Below are 20330 nucleotides of genomic sequence, written 5' to 3' on the forward strand. Positions count from 1 at the left end.
CATCCGCCCGGCCTCGCCGGCGCCGACGATCAGCACCCGGCTGACGTTGAAGCGACGCGAGTAGAGCGACTGCTGCAACCGGTAGACCAGGGCGCGCGCGCCCAGCAGAGTGACCAGCAACCAGCCCATGGCGTGGAGCAGCGCGAGCCGCGCCGCCTGCTCGCCGGTGTAGAAGGCGAAGGCGGTGAGCACCAGGGCGAGGATCACCACCGCGCGGATGATCTTGCGGATCTCCACCAGCCGCATCATGCTCGGCTCGTAGCGATAGAGTCCGACGCGCTCGAACACCAGGGCACCGAGCAGCATCCCGACCAGCCCCAGCGTGGCCCCGTCGACCGGCCCGCCCCCGCCGATACGGTGCGAGAGACAGCCCAGCCACAGGCTGAGTGCGAGACAGCCGAGGTCGGTGACCACCAGCGCGAGCACGAACCAGCGCACCCGCTGGCCGCCGACCCGCGCGCCGAGGAAGAGGTTGAGACGCTCAAGCGCGTGCTGGATCATCGTCGGGCTCGTCGATCTCGTCGGCGGCGGGCGCGCTCGCGGGGGCGAGGCGACACAGGAGTCCGCGCAGCTGATAGGTGCCGAAGGCCGGGTCGTAGGGCGGCGCGTCGGAGGTCAACAGATTGGCATTGGCGCGCCACGCCCCGGCGAGCGCGCTCGGCGCCTCCGGGAACCACCAGCCGTGATCGATGCTCACCACCTCGGGATTGATCTCGGGGGTGACCTCGGCGCGCATGCGGATGCGACCGCGCGGCGTGGCGATCGCGATCCAGTCGCCGTCAGCGATACCCTCGGCGCGCGCCACCTCGGGGTGGAGCTGGGCGCGCGGGTCGGGCGCGCGGCGACGCAGCCCGGCGACCTGACGGTGCTCGCTGTTGAAGAACTCGCGCCGACGGCTGCCGGTGATCAGCACATAGGGATAGTCGCGCGCCAGGTCGGGGCGGCTGCGCGGGCTCTCGGGCGGTTCGACATGGCTCGGCAGCGGATCGTAGCCGAGTCGTTCGAGCGCCTTGCTGTAGAGCTCGATGCGCCGCGACGGGGTGCGGAAGCCGCGTGTCTCGTACTTGCGGTAGCGATGCGGCAGCCGCAGCACACCCTGGCGACGCAGCTGATCGAGACCGACCCCGGTCGGCTCGAGCTGATGGGCCATCACCGCCTCGAAGGGACGCTCGCTGTCGGGCAGGCCGAGCCGCCGCGAGAGCTGGTCGATGATCCACTCGTCCGGTCGGCACTCGCCGCGTCGGGTCAGCGCCGGTTGGTGGTAGACCAGGTTGCCGGTGGCCAGCGGATAGCCGATCACCTGCTCGACCTCGGGCCAGAAGGCCGCCGGCAGCACGAAGTCGGCCAGCTCCGCCGTCGGCGTCATGAACAGCTCGCTCACCACCAGCAGGTCGAGACACTCGAGGCTGCGGCGCACCGCGCGGGCGTTGGCCACGGTCGCCAGCGCGTTGTTGCCGAACACCAGCAGCCCCTTGACCGGATAGGGTTCGCCGGTGCGCATCGCGGCGAACAGCGTGGGGATGTGCGCCGAGGGCATGTAGGCGCGCCAGCCACCGAGCAGCTTGAAGCGCTCGGCGCCGAGCCGCTTGCGCGCCTGCTCGCGCGGCAGTTGCTCGGCCAGGGTCGGATAGGCGCGCATCCGCTGCATCGACAGCAGCTCGCCGCCGGGCACGTCGATGCTGCCGACCAGGGCGCGCAGACAGGCCAGCGCGCGCACCGTCTGCAGGGCGTTGACGTTCTGCTCGATCCCCACGCCCCACTCCAGCACCGCCGGACCGAGCGCGGCATAGCGGCGCGCCGCCTCGACGATCAGCTCGGGGGCGACCCCGGTGATCGGTGCCGCCCAGGCCGGGGTACAGTCGGCGACATGGGCAGCCAGCGCGTCGAAGCCCTGGGTCCAGCGCGCGACGAACTCGGCGTCGTAGCGCCGCTCGGCGATGATCACCTGGATCATCGCCAGCGCCAGCGCCGCGTCGGTACCCGGGCGCAGCCCCAGCCACAGCTCGCAGCGACGCGCCGTCTCGTGCCGACGCGGATCGACGGCGATGCCGACCGCACCGCGATCGAGGGCGCGACGGATGGCGATGCCGATCTTGCCGTCGGGGTTGGAGACCAGCGGGTTGCTGCCCCAGAAGAGGATGCAGGCCGGCGGGGTGTCGCCGTAGTAGTCGCCGGTGACATAGCCGCCGTAGGTGAGGTTGCTCACCGTCACCCGCGGGATGAAGCACTGCGCCAGCCCCGGCTCGTACCAGTTGGGGGTACCCAGTGCGTTGGCAAAGCGCACCACGTGCATGTAGTGATGACGCCCGGTGCCCTGCCCCAGGGCGATCGCCTCGGGGCCGAGGCGATCGCGGATCGCGGCGACGCGCTCGGCGATCTCGTCGAGCGCCGCCTCCCAGCTCACCCGCTCCCAGCCGCCGGCCTTGCCCGCGCGGCGGCGCCGCGGCCACTCCAGCCGGTCGGGGTGGTTGGCGATCTCCGGGGTGCGCAACCCCTTGACGCACATCCAACCCTGGTTCATCGGTGAGTCGCGATCGCCGACGACCTTGACCACGCGTCCGTCCTCGACGGTCACCAGGGCACCGCAGCCGCCGTGACAGATCCGGCAGACACTGCGGTGGGTGCGTCTCATCGAGCCGTCCCCGCGCCCGCGCCGAGACGCCCCAGCAGACTCCCGGCGACGGCGCCGCCGCCGAGCGCGGCGGCGCGTACCAGCAGCAGTGCCGGCGCGGCCAGCGCCAACCGGCGATCGCGCCGCCAGGCGGCGGCGAGGAAGGGCGTGGCGCTGAGCAGGAAGGCGGCGAGCGTCGCACCGCCGAGCGCCAGCGCCGCCCTCGGCCACCAGGGCGCGAGCGCCAGCGCCGGGGCGAGCGCAAGGATGGCGAGGATCTGCAGCTTGAGCGTCTGCGGGGTGTAGCTGTCGGCGACCATCTTGCCGGGGTGGCGCTTGTAGACCACCATCCGCCAGTAGCCGCGCGAGAACTTCAGCCGCGCATAGCGCCAGACCGAATCGGGGTGACCGAGATGGCTGACCACCGCGTCGGGAGCGAACACCATGCGCATGCCGCGCGCGGCCATCCGGTAGGAGAGTTCGGTGTCCTCGTTGTCGGCCTTGGGGAAGCGCGGATCGAAGCCGCCGAGTGCGACGAAGACCGCGCGCCGATAACCGGCGGAATAGGTGTCGACCATGTCGATGCGCGCGCGTCGGCGCAGCCGCGCGAAGCGTTGCTCGAACTCGAGCTGGACGAAGCGCGCCACCAGTTGCGGCTGATCGCTGCGATAGGCCCCCTTGACCGCCATCACCTCGGGATCGGCGAAGGGCGCGCGCATCCGCTCGATCCAGTCCGGCGCCGGCACGCAATCGCTGTCGGTGAACAACAGCAGCTCGCCACGGGCCAGCCGCGCGCCGTGGTTGCGCGCCGCCGCCGGACCGGCGTTGGCCTGATGGACGTAGCGCAGCGGATAGCGCCGGGCGATCTCGGCGGTGCGATCGCGCGAACCGTCGTCGACCAGGATCACCTCGTAGTCATCGGCGGCGGTGTGCTGGGCGAGGAGTGCGTCGAGACAACGCCCGAGGGTCGCCTCGGCCTGATAGGCGGGGACCACCACCGAGACCCGCGGCGCGGCCTCAGCCATGGCCGGCCTCGATGTCCGAGCCGCGCAGCAGATGGCGCAGGAAGGTGCGCCCGGCACGCCAGGTGCGGCGGAACTCCTCGCGATCGCGCGCCACCAGCCCGAGCCGCCGCCACAGATAGCGCGGACGCAGATAGAAACGCCGCCGCGCCTGGTCGCAGAAGGCGACCAACGCCTCGGCGTCGAGCGCTGCGCTGCGCACCACGGTGTTGTGCAGCCCGGCGGGGGTGAGCCAGCGCGAGAAGTCCTCGGTCACCAGCATCCCCTCGCGCGCATACCAGTCGTAGGCGGCGGTCCCCGGATAGACCATGATCGGGTAGAACTGGGCGGTGTCCGGGGCCAGCTCGATGGCCAGCTCCAGGGTCCGGCGCATGGTCTCCGGGGTCTCGCCCGGCAGCCCGACCATGAAGCAGCCGTGGACGATCAGCCCGAGCGCGCGGGCCTCGCGCATGAAGGCGCGCGACTGCGCCAGGGTGATACGCTTGCGCACGCGATCGAGCAGCGCCTGGTCACCGCTCTCGAAGCCGACGCAGAGGTTGCGACAGCCGGCGCGACGCATCAGCCGCAGGGTCTCGGGCTCGACATCGACGCGCACGTTGGCCGACCACGGCAGGTCGAAGCCGCGACGGATCATCTCCTCGCAGATCTCGGCGCAGCGGGCGCGGTCGGCGGGAAAGGTGTCGTCCTCGAAGAACACCGAGCGCGCCTCGGGGAAAGCTCTGCGGATGTACGCCAGCTCGTCGACCACGTGGCCCGCCGAGCGCCGTCGCAGCCGGTGCCCGGTGATGGTCTGCGGGTAGACGCAGAAGGTACAGTGGTTGGGACAGCCGCGACTGGTGCTGATGGTCACCATCGGGTGGATGGCGTTGGGGTTGAAGTAGTCGCGGATGTCGAGGAAGCGACGATAGATCGGGCTGATCGGCGGCAGCCGATCGAGGTCCTCGAATACCGCGCGCGCGACACCGAGACGCGGCCTGTCGCCGTCGCGATAACAGAGCCCGGCGACCGTGGAGAGCGGCTCGTCGCACGCGAGCGCCGCGGCCAGGTCGCGCACCCCGAGGTCGTACTCGCCGAGCACCACCAGATCGACCGCCGGCTCATCGCGCAGACACGCCTGCGGTCGCGCCGAGGCATGGGTGCCGACCAGCGCCACGCAGGTCGCCGGCAGGCGCTCGCGGGCGCGGGCGCAGAAGGCCAGGTCGCTGGCGATGCTCGGGGTACTGGTCTCGACCACCAGCAGCCGCGGGGCGAAGCGCGCCAGACGCGCCAGCACCGCCTCGGTGTCGGCACCGCTGGCCGGGGCGTCGATGAGATCGATCTCGTGGCCCGACTCGGCGCAGAGCGCGGCAGCGGCGGCGAGCCACATCGGGAAATAGAGGGTGCCGCTCTTGGTCACCGCCGGAGAGCGTTGGGTACGCGAGAACCGCTCCAGATAGGGCGGGTTGACGAAGGCGATCTTGAGCGCGGGTGCAGTCTGCTGCACGGCGGTTCCCTATCGGATCAGGACGAGACGGCTCCCCGACGACCATCCCTGAGACCTAACGGGGCTTCGTATACAGCTTGGCCACTATAGCACGCCAAGGTACACGGCACCGCCAACACAGAGGCTTTTCAAGCGCCCCAATGACCAGGATCAGTGCTTCGCGTACACCGAACACGCAGCCACCGGACACGAACAGAAGACGGACAGCAACCATGGACACCGACCCCGAGATCGACACCGACGGCTGGTTCGACGGCGCCCTCGCCCGCCCCTCGCCCAACTGCGACGAGCGACCGCCGGCGACCACCATCGACCTGCTGGTGATCCACAACATCAGCCTGCCGCCGGGCGAGTTCGGCGGGGAGTGGATCGACGCACTGTTCCGCAATCGACTCGACCCCGACGCCCACCCCTATTTCGCTGCCATCGCCGGATTGCGCGTCTCCGCCCACCTGCTGATCCGGCGCGACGGCGCCCTGGTGCAGTACGTGCCCTGCGAGCGCCGCGCCTGGCACGCCGGACGCTCGCGCTTCGGCGAGCGCGAGGCGTGCAACGACTTCTCCATCGGGATCGAACTCGAGGGCACCGACACCCAGCCCTTCACCGCCGCTCAGTACCACCAGCTCGGACGTTGTGCGCGTGCGCTGCGGCGGCGCTATCCGGGGATCACCCCCGAGCGTGTCGTCGGGCATGCCGACATCGCCCCGGGGCGCAAGACCGACCCCGGTCCGGCCTTCGACTGGGCACGGTTGCGCCGCGCGCTCTGAGCCGCGCGCCGCGCCAGCACGCGCGAGCGCCGCGCGCCGAACGAGCGTGGCCGCGGCTGCATCCACACACGATAGCGGGCAAAGGTCGCACGCCAGCCAGTGGCCACGACCTCGTGCCGCTCGACGCCGCCGAGCTGGTGCTCGTATTCGAGCAGCGCGCCGCCACGCCAGCGCGGCCGCCCGCCGAGGCGCGCAGCCAGCGCGCGCATGCCGACGTTGGCCGCCAGCACCTCGCAGCGCAGCCGGCGGATGCCGACGGCACGGGCGTGACCGATGAGCGCCTGCAGGAGCGCGGTGCCGACGCCGCGACGCTGCGCCGCGTCGATCACCTCGACGGCCAGCTCGCCGCTGTCGGCGCCGGGCGCGGTGCGGATACAGCGCGCCACGCCCAGCGGCTCGCCCGGCATCCCGCGCTCGTCGAGACGGATGGCGCCGATGGCTAGATGATGGTGTCCGTCGATGGCCGCGAGCACCGCGAGGTCGCGCTCGTTGAGCTCGCGCTTGATGCCGCAGAAGCGCAGCCGACGCGACCCCGGCGACAACCCGGCGAAACAGGCGAGCAGAAAATCACGATCCTCCGGGCCGAGCGCGCGCAGCAGACAGCGACTGCCGTCGCGCAACCGCACCAGGTGGCGACCGGGGCCCCGGTCGGACAGTTCGCGGGCCTCCATGACTCCACTCCTCCATCGCAAGGATCGGCAGGGACCGCCCGGGGTGGGCGGGGGATAGCCCCGGGCATCGCGGCGGGGCGGGCGAGACGGGGCGGCGTGGGCGGCAATCGTTCCGATCGCCGCAACCGAGCTACACCGCATCTATTAGATGCTTGCTGGATGACGGCGGTTCAATGGCGCGCGGAGATGGCGGCAAGGGTCAGTCGCGACGCGGGTCCTGGAAGGTCCCGCCGTTCCAGCCGAAGAGATGGCGCGGCGGCGAGCGGAAGTCGATATAGACCCGTCGCTCGGGGACGCCGAGCAGCGTCTCGCAGAGCGCGCAGAGCGCGCGCGCATGGCGTGGGGTCTCGGACTCGGGCAACCCGAGGCTGAGCAGCTCGAGCAGCGCCGTCGGCTCGGTGCTGCCGCCGAAGCTCAGTGCGCAGCCGTCATCGAGCAGGACCATCACATAGGACTCGGGCTTGCCGAGCAACTCGGCTACGGCGGCCGAGAGCCGGGCGAGCAGCTCGGCGCGACGCTCGGGGGCGACGGTGACATTGGTGTGCAGTTGCAGTGTGGGCATGGCGCATCTCCTCTGGTCGGGATCTCGCCCCATGATAGGCCAGGGTCGGCGGGTCAGCCGACCCGCGCCAGCGCCACCGCCGGACGCCCCTCCTCGTCGCCGAGCGACTCGGCACAGGCATCGGTCCAGCGCAGCAGTTCGAGCCGACCGTCGTGATGCTCGACCAGCGCGGTACAGCTCTCCACCCAGTCGCCGCAGTTGCAATAGGCCACGCCGGCGATGTCGCGCATCTCGGCATGATGGATATGACCGCAGATCATGCCGTCGAGCGTGCGGCGCACGGCCTCCTCGGCCACCACCCGCTCGAAGTCGCCGATATAGTTGACCGCATTCTTGACCTTGCGCTTGAGATAACCGGCCAGCGACCAGTAGCGCAGCCCCAGCAGCCGCTGCAACCGACTGAGCTGGGCGTTGAGCGCGAGCAGCCGGTCGTAGGCGTGCGAGCCCAGACGCGAGAGCCAGCGCGCGTGCTCGATCACACCGTCGAAGCGATCGCCGTGCAGCACCAGGAAACGGCGCCCGTCGGCGGTGGTGTGGACCACCTCGTCGCGCACCGCCACCCGCCCGAAGTCGAGCCCGAGGTGGGCGCGCAGCACCTCGTCGTGGTTGCCCGGCACATAGATCACCTCGGTGCCGGTGCGCGCCTTGTCGAGGATCGCGGCGACCACCCGGTTGTGGGCCTCCGGCCAGTAGAGTCCGCCGCGCAACGCCCACAGATCGACGATGTCGCCGACCAGATAGAGCTGCCGGCACTGGGTGGCGGCGAGGAAATCGAGCAGGAACTCGGCCTGACACCCCTTGAAGCCCAGATGGACGTCGGAGATGAAGATGCTGCGATATTTCAGAGGGGACATGCGGGTGATCTCGGTCATCGCATCGCCTGCCTGGATGAGCTTGGCGCACAGGATCACCGAACACTGTTGCCGCGGCGTTGATGGCGAGTGAAGATGGGGTGAAGGGGCGGTGACCGATGTGGGAACCGGCGCGATCGCGACCGGTCCGATGGGGAGAGAGCGACCCATCCGAGGTGGACCATGGACCGACCCTGCAGCCCGCCCAACCCCAGGAGCACCCTCGAGCCGCACACCGGCGGGCATGCCGATGAGCGATGACCTCTTCCTGCAGATGGGTCTGATCCTCGGTGTCGCCGCCATCGCCGGCGCGCTCGCGCGTGGCCTGCGCCAACCGTTGATCGTCGCCTTCATCGCCGTCGGCATCCTGCTCGGACCGGCAGGCTTCGGGCTGGTCGCGCACAGCAGCGAGATCGAGCTGTTCGCCCGACTCGGCATCGCGCTGCTGCTGTTCGTCGTCGGGCTCAAGCTCGACCTGCACATCATCCGCACCGTCGGCCCGGTGGCGCTGGCCTCCGGCCTTGGCCAGGTGCTGTTCACCTCGGCGGTGGGCTATGTCATCGCCCGGCTGCTCGGGCTGGAGCCGGTGGCCGCGCTCTATGTGGCGGTGGCGCTGACCTTCTCGAGCACCATCATCATCGTCAAGCTGCTCTCGGACAAACGCGAGGTCGACGCGCTGCACGGGCGCATCGCCGTCGGCTTTCTCATCGTCCAGGACATCGTGGTGGTGCTGGTGATGATCGCGCTGACCGCCGTCGGCCAGGCCGAGGGCGACGTCCACCCGGTGCGCGAAGCGCTCGCCATCCTGCTCAAGGGGGCGGCGATGCTCGCCACCGTGGCGCTGCTGATGCGCTATGTGCTGCCCTGGCTGCTGCACCGACTGGCGCGCTCGACCGAGCTGCTGATGCTGTTTGCCATCGCCTGGGCGGTGCTCGGCGCACTCGCCGGCGACGCCCTCGGCTTCAGCCGCGAGGTCGGCGCCTTCCTCGCCGGGGTGTCGATCGCCTCGACCCGCTATCGCGAGCAGATCGCCGCGCGGCTGGTGACGCTGCGCGACTTCCTGCTGCTGTTCTTCTTCATCGAGCTGGGCGCGACGCTCGAACTCGGGCTGATCGGCGGCCAGCTCGGCGCGGCGGCGGTGTTGTCGCTGTTCGTGCTGATCGGCAATCCGCTGATCGTGATGGCGATCATGGGCTACATGGGCTATCGCCGCCGCACCGGCTTCCTCGCCGGGCTGACGGTGGCGCAGATCAGCGAGTTCTCGCTGATCCTCGCCGCGCTCGGACTCGCCCTCGGGCATCTCGCCCCCGAGACCCTGGGACTGATCACCCTGGTCGGGCTGGTCACCATCAGCGTCTCCACCTATCTGATCCTCTACTCGCACCCGCTCTACGAGCGGCTCGCGCCCTATCTGGTCTGGTTCGAGCGCCGGGTGCCGCATCGCGAGATCGTGCAGGAGTCGGAGGAGACCGGCGAACCCGAGATCCTGCTGTTCGGCCTCGGGCGCTTCGGCGCGGTCATGGCCGACGGGCTGCGCGAGCGCGGTCGCCGGGTGCTCGCCGTCGACTTCGATCCCGACGTGGTGCGCCGCCAGGCACGCGCCGGCTACCACGTCCACTACGGCGACATCGAGGATCCGGAGCTGATCGCCACCCTGCCGCTGAGCCGCGCACGCTGGGTGGTGAGCACGGTGCGCGAACGCGCGATCAACCGCCTGCTGCTCCAGGGACTGCGCCAACAGGGCTATGGAGGCCGGGTCGCGCTCTCGGCCACCAGCGACGCCGACGCGCAATGGTTCGCACAACAGGGGGCGGATCTGGTATTCATCCCCTATGCCGACGCCGCGCGCAGCGCGGCGCAACGGCTGAGTGAGGATTGCGCGCCGGGACAACCTGCGGGCGGAGCTGCCGAGGGCATGTGATGAAACGATTCAAGAACATCCTCTATGTCATCGCCGATGGCGTCGGGCCGGAGCATGCGCTGGCGCGCGCGCTGACGCTCGCGCACAACAACCAGGCCCGGCTCAGCGTGCTCGCGGTGCTGACCGCACCACCGGCGAACGAACCCGTGCAGGAGACGATCGCGCGCATCGAACGGGCGCTGAAGGTCCGGCTGGCGGCCCACCACGACTGCTGCGCGCTGCGCATCGAGGTGCGGGTCGGCGCCCTCGCGCGCGAGGCACTGCGCGAGATCGAGCAGCGCGGTCACGACCTGGTGATCAACCCCGCCCAGCCCCCGGAGCGGCTCGAACGCTTCCTCGGCGGCGACGATCGCCAGCTGCTGCGCAACAGCCCCTGCCCGGTGTGGCTGATGCAGCCACGCGAGCGCGACAACTACGACAATATCCTGCTCGCGCTCGACTACGATCCGGCGCAGCCCGACTCGATCGACACCCCGCTCAACCGCCGGCTGCTCACCCTCGCCGGCTCGCTGGCACTCTCGGACTTCGCCGCGCTCCACCTGGTACACGTCTGGGACGCCCCGGCCGAGCTGCTGTTCCGTGTCTGGTCCGATGCACCGGACCATTCTCCGCGCGACTATGTCGAGAGCGAGCGTATCCGTCACCGGCGCGGACTCGAGGCGCTCAACATGATGCTGCGCGAGATCCTCGGCACCGAGGCCCACGACTATCTCACCCCCCGTCTGCATCTGCCCCGCGGACTGGCCACCGAGCAGGTCCGCCTGCTCGCCGGTCAGCTCGACGCCGACCTGGTGGTGATGGGCACCGCCGCACGACGCGGTCTCACCGGCCTGCTGATCGGCAACACCGTCGAGTCCATCCTCGACCAGCCCCCCTGCTCGGTGCTGGCGGTGCGGCCCTAGAGAGAGCCGCCAGCCACCAGCTCCCAGCCTCCAGTCGTCAGCCACCAGCTTCCAGCCTGCCGTCTCCAGCCAACGGCGCCAAGCCTTCCCCACTGGAGGCCGGCGGCTGGCCGCAAGCACCTTGCCAACCGAACATCCCCTTCGCGCCCCTTTGGGCCTTTGCGGTTCAATCCCCCTGACGACTGACGACTGACGACTGACGGCTGGCGGCTGGCGGCTGGTAGCCGGAGACTGACGACTGAACCGAAGCCGCCCTCCGCCCCTCCCCTTGATCCCGCTCGACGTTCTATACTGGCGGATTACCCGGGACGCGACCGTCGGGCCGATCATGGCACCGCGCGCCACTGGTATCCGCCACCGGGGAGGGCGAGTCGCTCGCCCGGCCCCTGCAAACACCCCTTCACGATTCTGGAGCAAGACGATGGCGCAAAGCGCAGTCAAGAAAGTCGTTCTGGCCTATTCGGGCGGACTCGACACCTCGGTGATCCTCAAGTGGCTGCAGGAGGAGTACGGCTGCGAGGTCGTGACCTTCACCGCCGACATCGGTCAGGGCGAGGAGCTCGAGCCGGCGCGCGCCAAGGCCGAGGCCGCGGGCGTGAAGGAGATCTATATCGACGACCTGCGCGAGGAGTTCGTCCGCGACTTCGTCTACCCGATGTTCCGCGCCAACGCCGTCTACGAGGGCGAGTACCTGCTCGGCACCTCGATCGCGCGTCCGCTGATCGCCAAGCGCCTGATCGAGATCGCCGCCGAGACCGGTGCCGACGCCATCTCCCACGGCGCCACCGGCAAGGGCAACGATCAGGTCCGCTTCGAGCTCGGCGCCTACGCGCTCAACCCCGAGATCAAGATCATCGCCCCCTGGCGCGAGTGGGACCTGCTCTCGCGCGAGAAGCTGATGGCCTACGCCGCCAAGCACGGCATCGGCGTCGAGCAGAAGCGCGAGGGCAACAAGTCGCCCTACTCGATGGACGCCAACCTGCTGCACATCTCCTACGAGGGCTACGACCTCGAGGACCCCTGGACCCAGCCCGGCGATGCGATGTGGCGCTGGAGCGTCTCGCCCGAGCAGGCCCCGGACCAGGCCACCGAGATCGAGCTGACCTTCGAGCGCGGTGACATCACCGCCATCGACGGCAAGGCGATGAGCCCGGCCGAGGTGCTCGCCGAACTCAACCGCATCGGCGGGGCCAACGGCATCGGGCGCGCCGACATCGTCGAGAACCGCTATGTCGGCATGAAGTCGCGCGGCTGCTACGAGACCCCCGGCGGCACCATCATGCTCAAGGCGCACCGCGCCATCGAGTCGCTCACCCTCGATCGCGAGGCCGCGCACCTCAAGGACGAGCTGATGCCGCGCTATGCCAGCCTGGTCTACAACGGCTACTGGTTCGCCCCCGAGCGGCGCATGCTGCAGGCGGCGATCGACGAGAGCCAGCAGGTGGTCAACGGCGTGGTCCGTCTCAAGCTCTACAAGGGCAACGTCAGCGTGCTCGGCCGTCGCTCCGAGACCAACAGCCTGTTCGACGAGTCGATCGCGACCTTCGAGGAGGACGCCGGCGCCTACGACCAGACCGACGCCACCGGCTTCATCCGCCTCAACTCGCTGCGCCTGCGCGTGGCCGGCCGCAAGCGCGGCTGATCCCCCACCCGGCCCCTCGGGCCGGGCCACCGTCGCCGCGTCCTGCGGCGACGGTCTCCAGAGAGAAAGGCCCTCAGCCTCCAGCTACCAGCCGCCAGCCACAAGCGCCAAACCCTCCCCGCTGGATCAAAGCTGAAGGCTCATATCAGTGCGTAGGCTGGGCAAAGCGTCGCGTGCCCAGCGAAAGGCGCGATCAGCTGATCAGAAGATTGGACCGCCAAGACACGAAGGACGCAAAGAAAGCGACCAGCCTTCGGCAAACAGCCTCCAGTTGCGGTTTGCAGTCAGCCTTGAAGGTAAGAGACAAGCCTGCTCCTCTCGCTGTCAGTTGGTCGCTGGCAATTGGAACCTCTTCGCGTTCTTTGCGGCTTTGCGGTTCAATCCCCTGGCGGCTTTGCGGTTCAATCCCCTGGCGGCTGGCGGCTGGCGGCTGGCGGCTGGCGGCTGGCGGCTGATCGCTAGCCCCGCGCGCTATCCATCCGGGACGATCCGCAGCAACGCGCCGTCGGGCGCATCGGTGAGGACGTAGAGATGGCCATCGGGGCCCTCGCGCACGTCGCGTACCCGAGTGCCGATGGTCAGCCGTTCCTCGCCCACCACCGCGCCGTCCTCCAGGTCGATACGCCGCACCTCGCCGAACTTGAGCGCGCCGCTGAACAGGTCGCCGCGCCAGGCCGGGAAGTGCCGTCCGCTGTAGTAAGCGAGCCCGCTCGGCGCCTTGGAGGGGGTCCATTCGAGCAGCGGCGCGGTGACGTCGACGCGCTGGTGGACGCTGGAGATCGCCGGTCCCCAGTACTCGTGGCTGGTGGTGACCTCGGGCCAGCCGTAGTTGGCGCCGGGGATGATGCGATTGAGTTCGTCACCACCGCGCGCGCCGTGCTCGTTGGCCCACACCCGCCCGCTCGCCGGGTCGCGGGCGAGACCCTGGATGTTGCGATGCCCGAGGCTGTGGATGGCCGCGCGCGCGCCGCCGGCGGCGAACCAGGGGTTGTCGGGATGGGGGCTGCCGTCGGCGCGCAGCCGCAGGATCTTGCCGAAGTGGCTGTCGAGACGCTGCGCCTGCTCGCGGATCAGTCCGCCGGCGAAGCGAATCGGCGGGTTACCGCCGTCACCGATGCTGAGCAGCAGGCTGTCGTCGTCGAGCCAGAGGATGCGCGAGCCGAAGTGCTGGGTGTCGCGCTTGGTGTCGGGGTTGGCATAGAGACGTTCAAGATCGCGCAGCGCGCCGTCGACCAGTCGCGCGCGCGCCAGGGCGGTGCGATTGGCGCGGGCCGTACCCTCGGCATAGCTGAGATAGACCAGCCGGTTGCGACGGAAGTCGGGGTGTGGGGCGACGTCGAGCAGACCGCCCTGCCCCTCGGCGAGCACCTCGGGCACGCCCTCGATCGGCCTCGGGTCGAGCCGGCCGTCGGTCGCGAGCCGACGCAGCCGGCCCGGTCGCTCGCTGATCAGCGCCGTGCCGTCGGGCAGCCAAGCGATCGCCCAGGGGTGTTCGAGCCCGCGCGTCACCACCTCGGCGCGCCAGCCCTGGGCCTCGGGTGGCGCGGCCTCGACCGCGAGGGCGCCGAGCAGCGCGCACAGCGCCACTGTCCAGCGACGCATCAGGCCTCCATCCATGTGCCTCCACTCCTGCGGGCCGCGCCCGCTCCCGGGTGTCAGTCGCGCGCCGTCGCCGCCGTCTCTGCCGGCACCTCGCCGCGCGCCTGCAATTGCTCGAAGGGGTCGGGACCCTCACGGTGCGCGCCAGCCTCCTCCAGCTGCTTGAGATAGTCCTGCCACAGCGGCTGCCAGGCGCGACCGAGGCGATGGAGATAACCCCAGTCGTAGAGCCCGGAGTCGTGACCGTCGTCATAGCGGATCTTGAGCGCATAGGCGCCGATCTGCTCGATCGCGGTGATGTTCACCCGCTCCTTGCCGAGCTGCAGCTTGGCGCTCGCCGGGGAGTGACCGCGCACCTCGGCCGAGGGCGAGTAGACCCGCAGGTACTCGCACGGCAGCCGGAAGCGCGCCCCGTCGTCGAAGGCCAGCTCCAGCACCCGCGAGCGCTGGTGCAGGCGGATCTCGGTGGGCAGTGGATGGGCGTCGTCCATGGGGACCTCCGCGGTCATTGCGCGGCGCCGAGCGCGCGGGCGCGGGCCAGACGCTCGGCGAGCGCCTCGGCATCCTGGGCCGGGGCGTCGAGCCCGGGCCAGCCGGCGCAGTGACGCAGGATCAGCTCGGTGAGCAGATCGAGATGCGCCGGGGCGTCGTTGAGACAGGGGATGTAGCCGTAGTGCTCGCCGCCGGCCTCGAGGAAGTACTCGCGGTTCTCCTCGTCGATCTCCTCGATGGTCTCCAAGCAGTCGGCGGAGAACCCGGGCGAGAGCACGTGGACCGACTTCACCCCGGCCACGCCCCATTCCTTGAGGGTGGTCTCGGTATAGGGCTGGAGCCACTCGCTCGAACCGAGACGCGACTGGAAGGACATGCCCCAGCGATCCTCCGCCAGCCCCAGCGACTCGATCACCAGCCGTGCGCTCTTGCGACACAGACAGTGATAGGGATCGCCCTTGTCGAAATAGTCCTTGGGGATGCCGTGGAAGGAGAACAGCAGCCGCTCGGGCTCGCCGTGCTCGGCCCAGTACGCGCGGATACTGGCGACCAGGGCATCGATATAGGCCGGATCGTCGTGGTACTGGTTGATGAAGCGCAGCTCCGGCAGCCAGCGCCAGCGCCGCAGCTCGGCGGTGACGGCGTCGAAGGCCGAGCCGGTGGTGGTGGCCGAGTACTGCGGATAGAGCGGGAGCACCAGGATGCGTCGGGCATTGGCCGCGCGCAGCTCGGCCAGCGCCGAGGCCACCGAGGGGTTGCCGTAGCGCATCCCCAGCGCAACCTTGACCGGCCCCCCGAGCCGCGCGCCCAGCCGCTCGGCGATGCCGTCGCGCTGCCGCCGCGAGATCGCCAGCAGCGGCGAACCGTCCTCGGTCCACACCGACTCATAGGCACGCGCCGAGCGTGCCGGGCGGGTGCGCAGGATGATGCCGTGGAGCAACGGCAGCCACAGCGCGCGCGACATCTCCACCACCCGCGGATCGGAGAGGAACTCGGCGAGATAGCGGCGCACGTCCGGCACGCTGGTGCTGTCGGGCGTGCCCAGGTTGATCAGCAGCACCCCGAGCGACTCGGGGGTGTCATGGCGGTAAGCGGGGGTATCGACGAACTTCATCAAGGGGTCTCGGACTGGGCCTGTTCGGAAAGGAGTCGGTAGAGTGCCTGGAAGCGCTCGGGATCGGGGGCGCCGAACAGCGGATCCTCGGCGGAGGGCGCCTCGGCCGCCACCGCGTCCCAGTCGGCCTCGTCGAGCACCTCGAGGGCGATCGGGAAGGCCTCGCGATCCTCGAGCGAGAGGTGCGCGCGCATGGTCGCGACCAGCTCGCGACCATTGGCCTCGACGTCCTCGCGCAACAGCACCTCCTCGTTGAGGATGCCGTCGAGCGACTGACGGAAGCGCTTGTTGATCTGGCTGAGGCTCGCGTGCTGACGCATCAGCACGTCGAACACCTCGTGCTGCCCGGCGCCCTTGTCGAGGACTCGACGAAAGATGATGTCCTCGGTCGGGTGATGGACGGTATCGGCATAGCCGTCCATGTACTCGAGCATCTCGGACATCAGGTCGTAGTCGGGCTCCTCACCCGCGTGGAAGCGGTCGAGCAGGGTCTCGAACAGGTCGAGCAGCTTGACGAGACGGGCATGGTCCTGGCCCAGTCGGGTCATCACCGGGTGCATAGGCCTTTCTCCTAGTCGGTGGCAATCGTCTCAATCGATCCAGTATGCCATCATCTCCAGCCGAGCCAAGGCACGCGCGATGCGTCCCCGGGCTCTCGTCCAGCATCAGACGAGCGGCATCGGTCGGGGTTCCCGGCGCGGCGGTCAATGATCGCGGGCGCGCCGCAGCAATGGGGCCAGCAACTGCCAGACCGGCCCTTCGCGCCAGCTCTCGCGACCACACACATAGTCGAGCGCATGCAGGTTCTGCAGCGTCCAACCCATGCGCCTGCTCGCCCACTCGCGACCGCAGCAGAGCAGCCGGTCGCCGGCCTCGAGTTCGGTCTCCGGCCCCGGGAGCAACCACCGGGCGCCGTCGCGCGCCAGCAGCAGGGGGATCACCGGCAGGCGTTCGTCGCGCGCCTGCGGGTCGCGCAACAGGATCTCCAGGGTCGGCGGCTCGCCGCGCGCAATCGCGTCACACACGGCGAAGGCGCGCCCGGGTTCGAGGACGATCTCCCAGACGTGCGGGGCGCACTCCCCGACCAACCCCAGCACCCGGCTCACCAGCTCGCAGGCCCAGGGCTCGTCCTCGAGCCGTGCCAGGGTGGCGAAGTCGGAGAGCAGCGGGTTGACCAACCGGATACCGATGCGATTGGCGACGATCAGACTGGGGTGCATGATCGCATGGGCACCGACCCGGGCGAACAACTGATGGTTGTGGTGCTGGTTCTCGCGCGCGATCACGAACAGCCCGCGGTTGAGCATCAGCGCGGTCATCACGATCGAGAGGTTGTCGGCGTCGTGATCGGTGCCCGCCACCAACCCCACGGCACGACGGATCCCGGCCTGCTCCAGGGTCACCGCCTCGGTGCCGCGGCCCTGCACCACGCCCTCCTCGGGGATCCCGGTCTTGTGTGGCAGCGCCTCGATCACCTGCACCTCCATCCCCTGCTCCTTGAGATGCTTGTACATCGCCTTGCCGAAGCGACCATAGCCACAGATCACCCAGCGCCCCCGAGTCGGCGGGAACAGCGGCTCCTTGAGCCGTTCGCCGCCGAAGCCCGAGAGCCAGTCGAACAGCAGGGTGAGACAGGGCGCCTGGATGGCGGTGGCCATGTAGAGCGCGAAGGTATCGAAGGGGTCGTAGATGTGGTCGGTGCCGAAGGAGGCCATGTTGGCCTCGACCTCGTGCGAGTCGGCGCGACAGATCACCGTCACCTCGGGGTGCATCAGCTTGGCGGCGATGGCGATCTTGAGGTTGGTCTCGTTGACATTGGTCAGCGCCACCACCCCCTGACACAGCGGATGCCTGAGCCCGGCCGCCTCGAGGTGCGCCGGACTGCGCGCGTCGGCGCAGAACGCGGGGACGTATTCGCGCTGGTTCTCGAGCTGGAGCAGATTGATGCGCTCTGGATCGATATCGACCACCACCGCATGCAGATGACGATCGGTTAGCCCCCGCACCAGGGCGCTGCCGGTCTGGCCATAGCCGCAGACCAGATAGAAGGGGGTGCACAGCCCGCGCACCCGGGCGCGAAAGCGGCGCTCGCGGATCGCGCGCTGAAAGGTCGCGTCCTGCAGCAGCGCGATCAGGGTGCCGATGGCATAGATCCACACCGCCACGGTGGCGAACACGCAACCCGAGACCCACAGCCGCTGGGCATCGGTGAAGGTATTGGGCAGCTCGCCGAAACCGATGGTGGTCGACATGTAGCTGACGAAATAGAAGGCATGGAACAGGCTCATCGTCGCCGGCTCGCCGGCGGCGTCCTGCGCCGGGATCAACGCCAGCCCGGCCATCGCCACCGCATAGACCAGGATCAGCGACAGCAGCGGCGCGCGCATCCGCCGGAAGACGAGAAAGACGATGGTATCCATGCGACGGCTCCCCCGGTCGCGGCGCCGCACCGCTCAGCGGCGCAGCATCACCGTCTCGATCAGCAACAGCACCACCGAGACCACGTTGGCGATCATCGCCCCGCCGGCGAGCGAGACGATGCTGGCCATCGCCGAGGGGGTCATGCCGCCCTCACCGACGTGCACCACCGCCGTCCACACCAGCGCCGCGGCGACGAGCTGCAGGATCGCCACCAGACTGGTGGCGAGCAGCACCGCGCCGAGCTGGGTGCGGTCGCCGAACTTGAGCACGGTGGCAACGAGATTGACCACGATCACCGCGAACAGCTCCCAGGCGTGATGATGGTCGGGATTGTCGATCTCGCCGACGAAGAACCCGAAGTTCAGCGTCAGGGCGAGCACGATGAAGAAGCCGAAGACGACCTTTTCCGGATTCATCCGTCTCTCCGCAACAAGGGGCCCGAGCGGGCGCGAACACGATGGCGGCCAGACCGCCGGCGCATCATAGCAGTTTGCCGGCGGGTAGCTACCAGTCGCCAGCTACCAGTCGCCAGCTACCAGTCGCCAGCCGCCAGCCGCCAGCCGCCAGTGAAAGGGCGGACAGTCCTTGACCACCGTCGTTGAGCACAAGCGTCCACTGACAGCTGGCGACTGGCGGCAACGGCTGACGGCTGACGACTGGTGGCTGGTAGCTGGTAGCTGGTAGCTGGTGGCTGATAGCTGCCGCCCCGATTGCCCCGCTCCGAGCGCCGGGCTAACGTGTCGGCATACACGGCGGTACGAGGAACCCGGCATGGCCCTGACCCTGATCCTGACCCTGGTCGGTCTCGCCGGCGGGCTATGGCTGGCGGAGGCCGGGCTCGACGGACTCGCCGCGCCGCTGATCGGCGCACTGTTCGGTTTCGTGCTCGCCCGCCAGCAGTTGCTCGAGCGGATGCTGCGCGAGCAGCTGGGGCGTGCGACCCCGTCGCCCGCGGAGCCCCAGCCGGAACCGGCGCAAGCCCCCGACTCCGAGCCGCTGTCGCTCGACCTACCCGCCCCGCCGCCGACCCCGCCCCGCCCGACGCCTGCCCCACGCGCCCCCTGGCGCCTGCGCGAGCGCCTGCTCGGTGCCAATCCGCTGGTGCGCATCGGCATCCTGTTGGTGTTCGTCGGCACCGGCTTCCTGATCAAGTATGCGGTCGACCAGCAGTGGCTGCGGCTGTCGCTGGAGCTGCGTCTCGGCGCCATCGCGCTGGCCGCGTTGGGGCTGCTCGGGCTCGGCTGGCGGGTGTGCGCGCGCAATCGCGACTACGGACTGCTGCTCCAGGGCGCAGCCATCGGCATCCTCTATCTCGACGTCCACGGCGCCCATGTGCTTGCCGGGCTGCTCGGGCCCGTGGCCGCCTTCGCGCTGCTGGCATTGATCGCGCTCGTCTGTCTCGCCCTGGCGCTCACCCAGGAGGCGCGCAGCCTCGCCTGGTTCGGCCTGATCGGCGGCTTCCTCGCGCCACTGATCAGCGCCGACGGCGGCGGCGACCCGGTGGTGCTGTTCGGTTACTACGCCCTGCTCGACACCCTGGTGCTGGCGCTGGCCTGGGCGCGCGGCTGGCGCGCGCTCAACCTGCTCGGCTTCGCCTTCACCTTCGTCATCGGCATCGTCTGGGGCGTGCTGCGCTACGAGCCGGCACTGTTCCATCGGGTCGAGCCCTTCCTGATCTACTTCTTCCTCGTCTATGTCGCCGTGGCGGTGCTCCACGCCCGGCACCGACCACCGGGCTCCGCCACCCCGGTCGACGCCACCCTGGTGTTCGGCACCCCGCTGCTGACCCTCGCCTGTCAGCTCGCGCTGGTCGCCCACCTGCCCTGGGGCGAGGCCTACTCGACCCTGGCGATGGGGCTGTTCTATCTCGTCCTCGCCGGTTGGCTGCGACGCGACGGACATCCAGCCACGACGCTGCTCGCCCAGACCTTCCTCGCACTCGCGGTGATCCTGCTGTCGCTGACCCCGGCCTTCGCCCTCGAGGCCGAACTCACCGCCGGTTTCTGGGCGCTCGAGGGCGCGGCCATGGCCTGGATCGGCGCCCGTCAGGAGCAGACGCGGGTGTTGGTCTTCGCGCTGTTGCTCCAGCTCGGCGCGGCACTGACGCTGCCCTTCGCCGAGACCGCCGCCGACCCGCGCCCCTTCCTCGGCGCCGAAGTACTCGGCGCGCTGACGATCGCCCTCGCCGGGCTGGTGAGCGCCTACTGGTTCGACCGTGCCCGCCCCTGGTGCCGCGCCCTGGCGCCCTGGTTGATCGGCTGGGGGGCGCTGT

Annotated in this window: 18 protein-coding genes; 5 read left to right on the top strand and 13 right to left on the bottom strand. The window is 69.7% G+C overall.

From position 1 onward, the window contains the following. The 4 genes from EBL85_RS13610 to EBL85_RS13625 form a co-directional block, all read right to left on the bottom strand. On the bottom strand, positions 1-501 hold a 501-nt coding region (locus EBL85_RS13610), incomplete at its 3' end, for a nucleoside-diphosphate sugar epimerase/dehydratase (protein ID WP_369964148.1). Next, positions 482-2632, bottom strand: a complete 2151-nt coding sequence (locus EBL85_RS13615) for a molybdopterin-dependent oxidoreductase (protein ID WP_123143190.1) — start codon at positions 2630-2632, stop codon at positions 482-484. The genes EBL85_RS13615 and EBL85_RS13610, both read right to left, overlap by 20 nt. Then, positions 2629-3636: a glycosyltransferase family 2 protein gene (locus tag EBL85_RS13620; protein WP_123141146.1), complete on the bottom strand. Its 1008-nt coding sequence runs from the start codon at positions 3634-3636 to the stop codon at positions 2629-2631. The genes EBL85_RS13615 and EBL85_RS13620 overlap by 4 nt, the downstream gene beginning before the upstream one ends. Next, a complete protein-coding gene (locus EBL85_RS13625; protein WP_123143191.1) occupies positions 3629-5116 on the bottom strand; it encodes a radical SAM protein in 1488 nt (495 codons plus the stop codon). Before EBL85_RS13625 ends, EBL85_RS13620 begins: the two co-directional genes overlap by 8 nt. 212 nt (positions 5117-5328) lie before the next feature. On the opposite strand from EBL85_RS13625, the gene ampD reads away from it, so the two are divergent. Next, on the top strand, positions 5329-5883 hold the full coding sequence (gene ampD / locus EBL85_RS13630; RefSeq protein ID WP_123141148.1) for a 1,6-anhydro-N-acetylmuramyl-L-alanine amidase AmpD: 555 nt from the start codon (positions 5329-5331) through the stop codon (positions 5881-5883). Here the strand turns inward: ampD and EBL85_RS13635 are convergent. The 3 genes from EBL85_RS13635 to EBL85_RS13645 all read right to left on the bottom strand — a co-directional run bounded on the left by EBL85_RS13635 (position 5772) and on the right by EBL85_RS13645 (position 7988). Next, positions 5772-6554, bottom strand: coding sequence for a GNAT family N-acetyltransferase (locus tag EBL85_RS13635; RefSeq protein ID WP_123141149.1), 783 nt, complete (start codon positions 6552-6554; stop codon positions 5772-5774). The genes ampD and EBL85_RS13635 overlap by 112 nt on opposite strands. A 199-nt stretch (positions 6555-6753) precedes the next feature. Then, positions 6754-7116: a phenylpyruvate tautomerase MIF-related protein gene (locus EBL85_RS13640; RefSeq protein WP_123141150.1), complete on the bottom strand. Its 363-nt coding sequence runs from the start codon at positions 7114-7116 to the stop codon at positions 6754-6756. Between the two features lie 53 nt (positions 7117-7169). Beyond that, a complete protein-coding gene (locus EBL85_RS13645) occupies positions 7170-7988 on the bottom strand; it encodes a UDP-2,3-diacylglucosamine diphosphatase (RefSeq protein ID WP_123141182.1) in 819 nt (272 codons plus the stop codon). Positions 7989-8217: 229 nt separating this feature from the next. Here EBL85_RS13645 and EBL85_RS13650 point away from each other — a divergent pair, with 229 nt between their 5' ends. The 3 genes from EBL85_RS13650 to EBL85_RS13660 all read left to right on the top strand — a co-directional run bounded on the left by EBL85_RS13650 (position 8218) and on the right by EBL85_RS13660 (position 12432). Beyond that, a complete protein-coding gene (locus EBL85_RS13650; RefSeq protein ID WP_123143195.1) occupies positions 8218-9888 on the top strand; it encodes a cation:proton antiporter in 1671 nt (556 codons plus the stop codon). Then, positions 9888-10790 carry a universal stress protein gene (locus tag EBL85_RS13655; RefSeq protein WP_123141151.1) on the top strand — a complete coding sequence of 301 codons (903 nt, stop codon included), beginning with the start codon at positions 9888-9890 and terminating at the stop codon, positions 10788-10790. Before EBL85_RS13650 ends, EBL85_RS13655 begins: the two co-directional genes overlap by 1 nt. A 421-nt stretch (positions 10791-11211) precedes the next feature. Then, the gene (locus EBL85_RS13660) at positions 11212-12432 is read left to right on the top strand and encodes an argininosuccinate synthase (RefSeq protein ID WP_005224074.1); all 1221 of its coding nucleotides are present in this window, start codon (positions 11212-11214) and stop codon (positions 12430-12432) included. 471 nt (positions 12433-12903) lie between these two features. On the opposite strand, the gene EBL85_RS13665 is transcribed toward EBL85_RS13660, so the two are convergent. The 6 genes from EBL85_RS13665 to EBL85_RS13690 all read right to left on the bottom strand — a co-directional run bounded on the left by EBL85_RS13665 (position 12904) and on the right by EBL85_RS13690 (position 18474). Beyond that, positions 12904-14034 carry a PQQ-dependent sugar dehydrogenase gene (locus EBL85_RS13665; RefSeq protein WP_123143193.1) on the bottom strand — a complete coding sequence of 377 codons (1131 nt, stop codon included), beginning with the start codon at positions 14032-14034 and terminating at the stop codon, positions 12904-12906. Positions 14035-14087: 53 nt separating this feature from the next. Next, a complete protein-coding gene (locus tag EBL85_RS13670; protein WP_123141154.1) occupies positions 14088-14522 on the bottom strand; it encodes a gamma-butyrobetaine hydroxylase-like domain-containing protein in 435 nt (144 codons plus the stop codon). A gap of 14 nt (positions 14523-14536) precedes the next feature. Beyond that, entirely contained in the window at positions 14537-15637 is a 1101-nt protein-coding gene (hemH, locus tag EBL85_RS13675; RefSeq protein ID WP_123143194.1) for a ferrochelatase, read from the bottom strand. Further along, positions 15637-16197, bottom strand: a complete 561-nt coding sequence (locus EBL85_RS13680; protein ID WP_123141156.1) for a hemerythrin domain-containing protein — start codon at positions 16195-16197, stop codon at positions 15637-15639. The genes hemH and EBL85_RS13680 overlap by 1 nt, the downstream gene beginning before the upstream one ends. Before the next feature lie 144 nt (positions 16198-16341). Further along, entirely contained in the window at positions 16342-18057 is a 1716-nt protein-coding gene (locus tag EBL85_RS13685) for a TrkA family potassium uptake protein (protein WP_123141157.1), read from the bottom strand. A gap of 33 nt (positions 18058-18090) precedes the next feature. Beyond that, positions 18091-18474: a DUF6394 family protein gene (locus EBL85_RS13690; protein WP_062277143.1), complete on the bottom strand. Its 384-nt coding sequence runs from the start codon at positions 18472-18474 to the stop codon at positions 18091-18093. A gap of 355 nt (positions 18475-18829) precedes the next feature. Here EBL85_RS13690 and EBL85_RS13695 point away from each other — a divergent pair. Further along, on the top strand, positions 18830-20330 hold a 1501-nt coding region (locus EBL85_RS13695; RefSeq protein WP_148040554.1), incomplete at its 3' end, for a DUF2339 domain-containing protein.

The organism is Marichromatium sp. AB32 (genome assembly GCF_003718675.1).
Taxonomy (GTDB): domain Bacteria; phylum Pseudomonadota; class Gammaproteobacteria; order Chromatiales; family Chromatiaceae; genus Marichromatium; species Marichromatium gracile.

Coding starts and splice junctions, on each gene's coding strand:
- EBL85_RS13615 (WP_123143190.1), bottom strand. CDS start 2,632: ATGAGACGCACCCACCGCAGTGTCTGCCGGATCTGTCACGGCGGCTGC.
- EBL85_RS13620 (WP_123141146.1), bottom strand. CDS start 3,636: ATGGCTGAGGCCGCGCCGCGGGTCTCGGTGGTGGTCCCCGCCTATCAG.
- ampD (WP_123141148.1), top strand. CDS start 5,329: ATGGACACCGACCCCGAGATCGACACCGACGGCTGGTTCGACGGCGCC.
- EBL85_RS13635 (WP_123141149.1), bottom strand. CDS start 6,554: ATGGAGGCCCGCGAACTGTCCGACCGGGGCCCCGGTCGCCACCTGGTG.
- EBL85_RS13640 (WP_123141150.1), bottom strand. CDS start 7,116: ATGCCCACACTGCAACTGCACACCAATGTCACCGTCGCCCCCGAGCGT.
- EBL85_RS13645 (WP_123141182.1), bottom strand. CDS start 7,988: ATGACCGAGATCACCCGCATGTCCCCTCTGAAATATCGCAGCATCTTC.
- EBL85_RS13650 (WP_123143195.1), top strand. CDS start 8,218: ATGAGCGATGACCTCTTCCTGCAGATGGGTCTGATCCTCGGTGTCGCC.
- EBL85_RS13655 (WP_123141151.1), top strand. CDS start 9,888: ATGAAACGATTCAAGAACATCCTCTATGTCATCGCCGATGGCGTCGGG.
- EBL85_RS13660 (WP_005224074.1), top strand. CDS start 11,212: ATGGCGCAAAGCGCAGTCAAGAAAGTCGTTCTGGCCTATTCGGGCGGA.
- EBL85_RS13665 (WP_123143193.1), bottom strand. CDS start 14,034: ATGCGTCGCTGGACAGTGGCGCTGTGCGCGCTGCTCGGCGCCCTCGCG.
- EBL85_RS13670 (WP_123141154.1), bottom strand. CDS start 14,522: ATGGACGACGCCCATCCACTGCCCACCGAGATCCGCCTGCACCAGCGC.
- hemH (WP_123143194.1), bottom strand. CDS start 15,637: ATGAAGTTCGTCGATACCCCCGCTTACCGCCATGACACCCCCGAGTCG.
- EBL85_RS13680 (WP_123141156.1), bottom strand. CDS start 16,197: ATGCACCCGGTGATGACCCGACTGGGCCAGGACCATGCCCGTCTCGTC.
- EBL85_RS13685 (WP_123141157.1), bottom strand. CDS start 18,057: ATGGATACCATCGTCTTTCTCGTCTTCCGGCGGATGCGCGCGCCGCTG.
- EBL85_RS13690 (WP_062277143.1), bottom strand. CDS start 18,474: ATGAATCCGGAAAAGGTCGTCTTCGGCTTCTTCATCGTGCTCGCCCTG.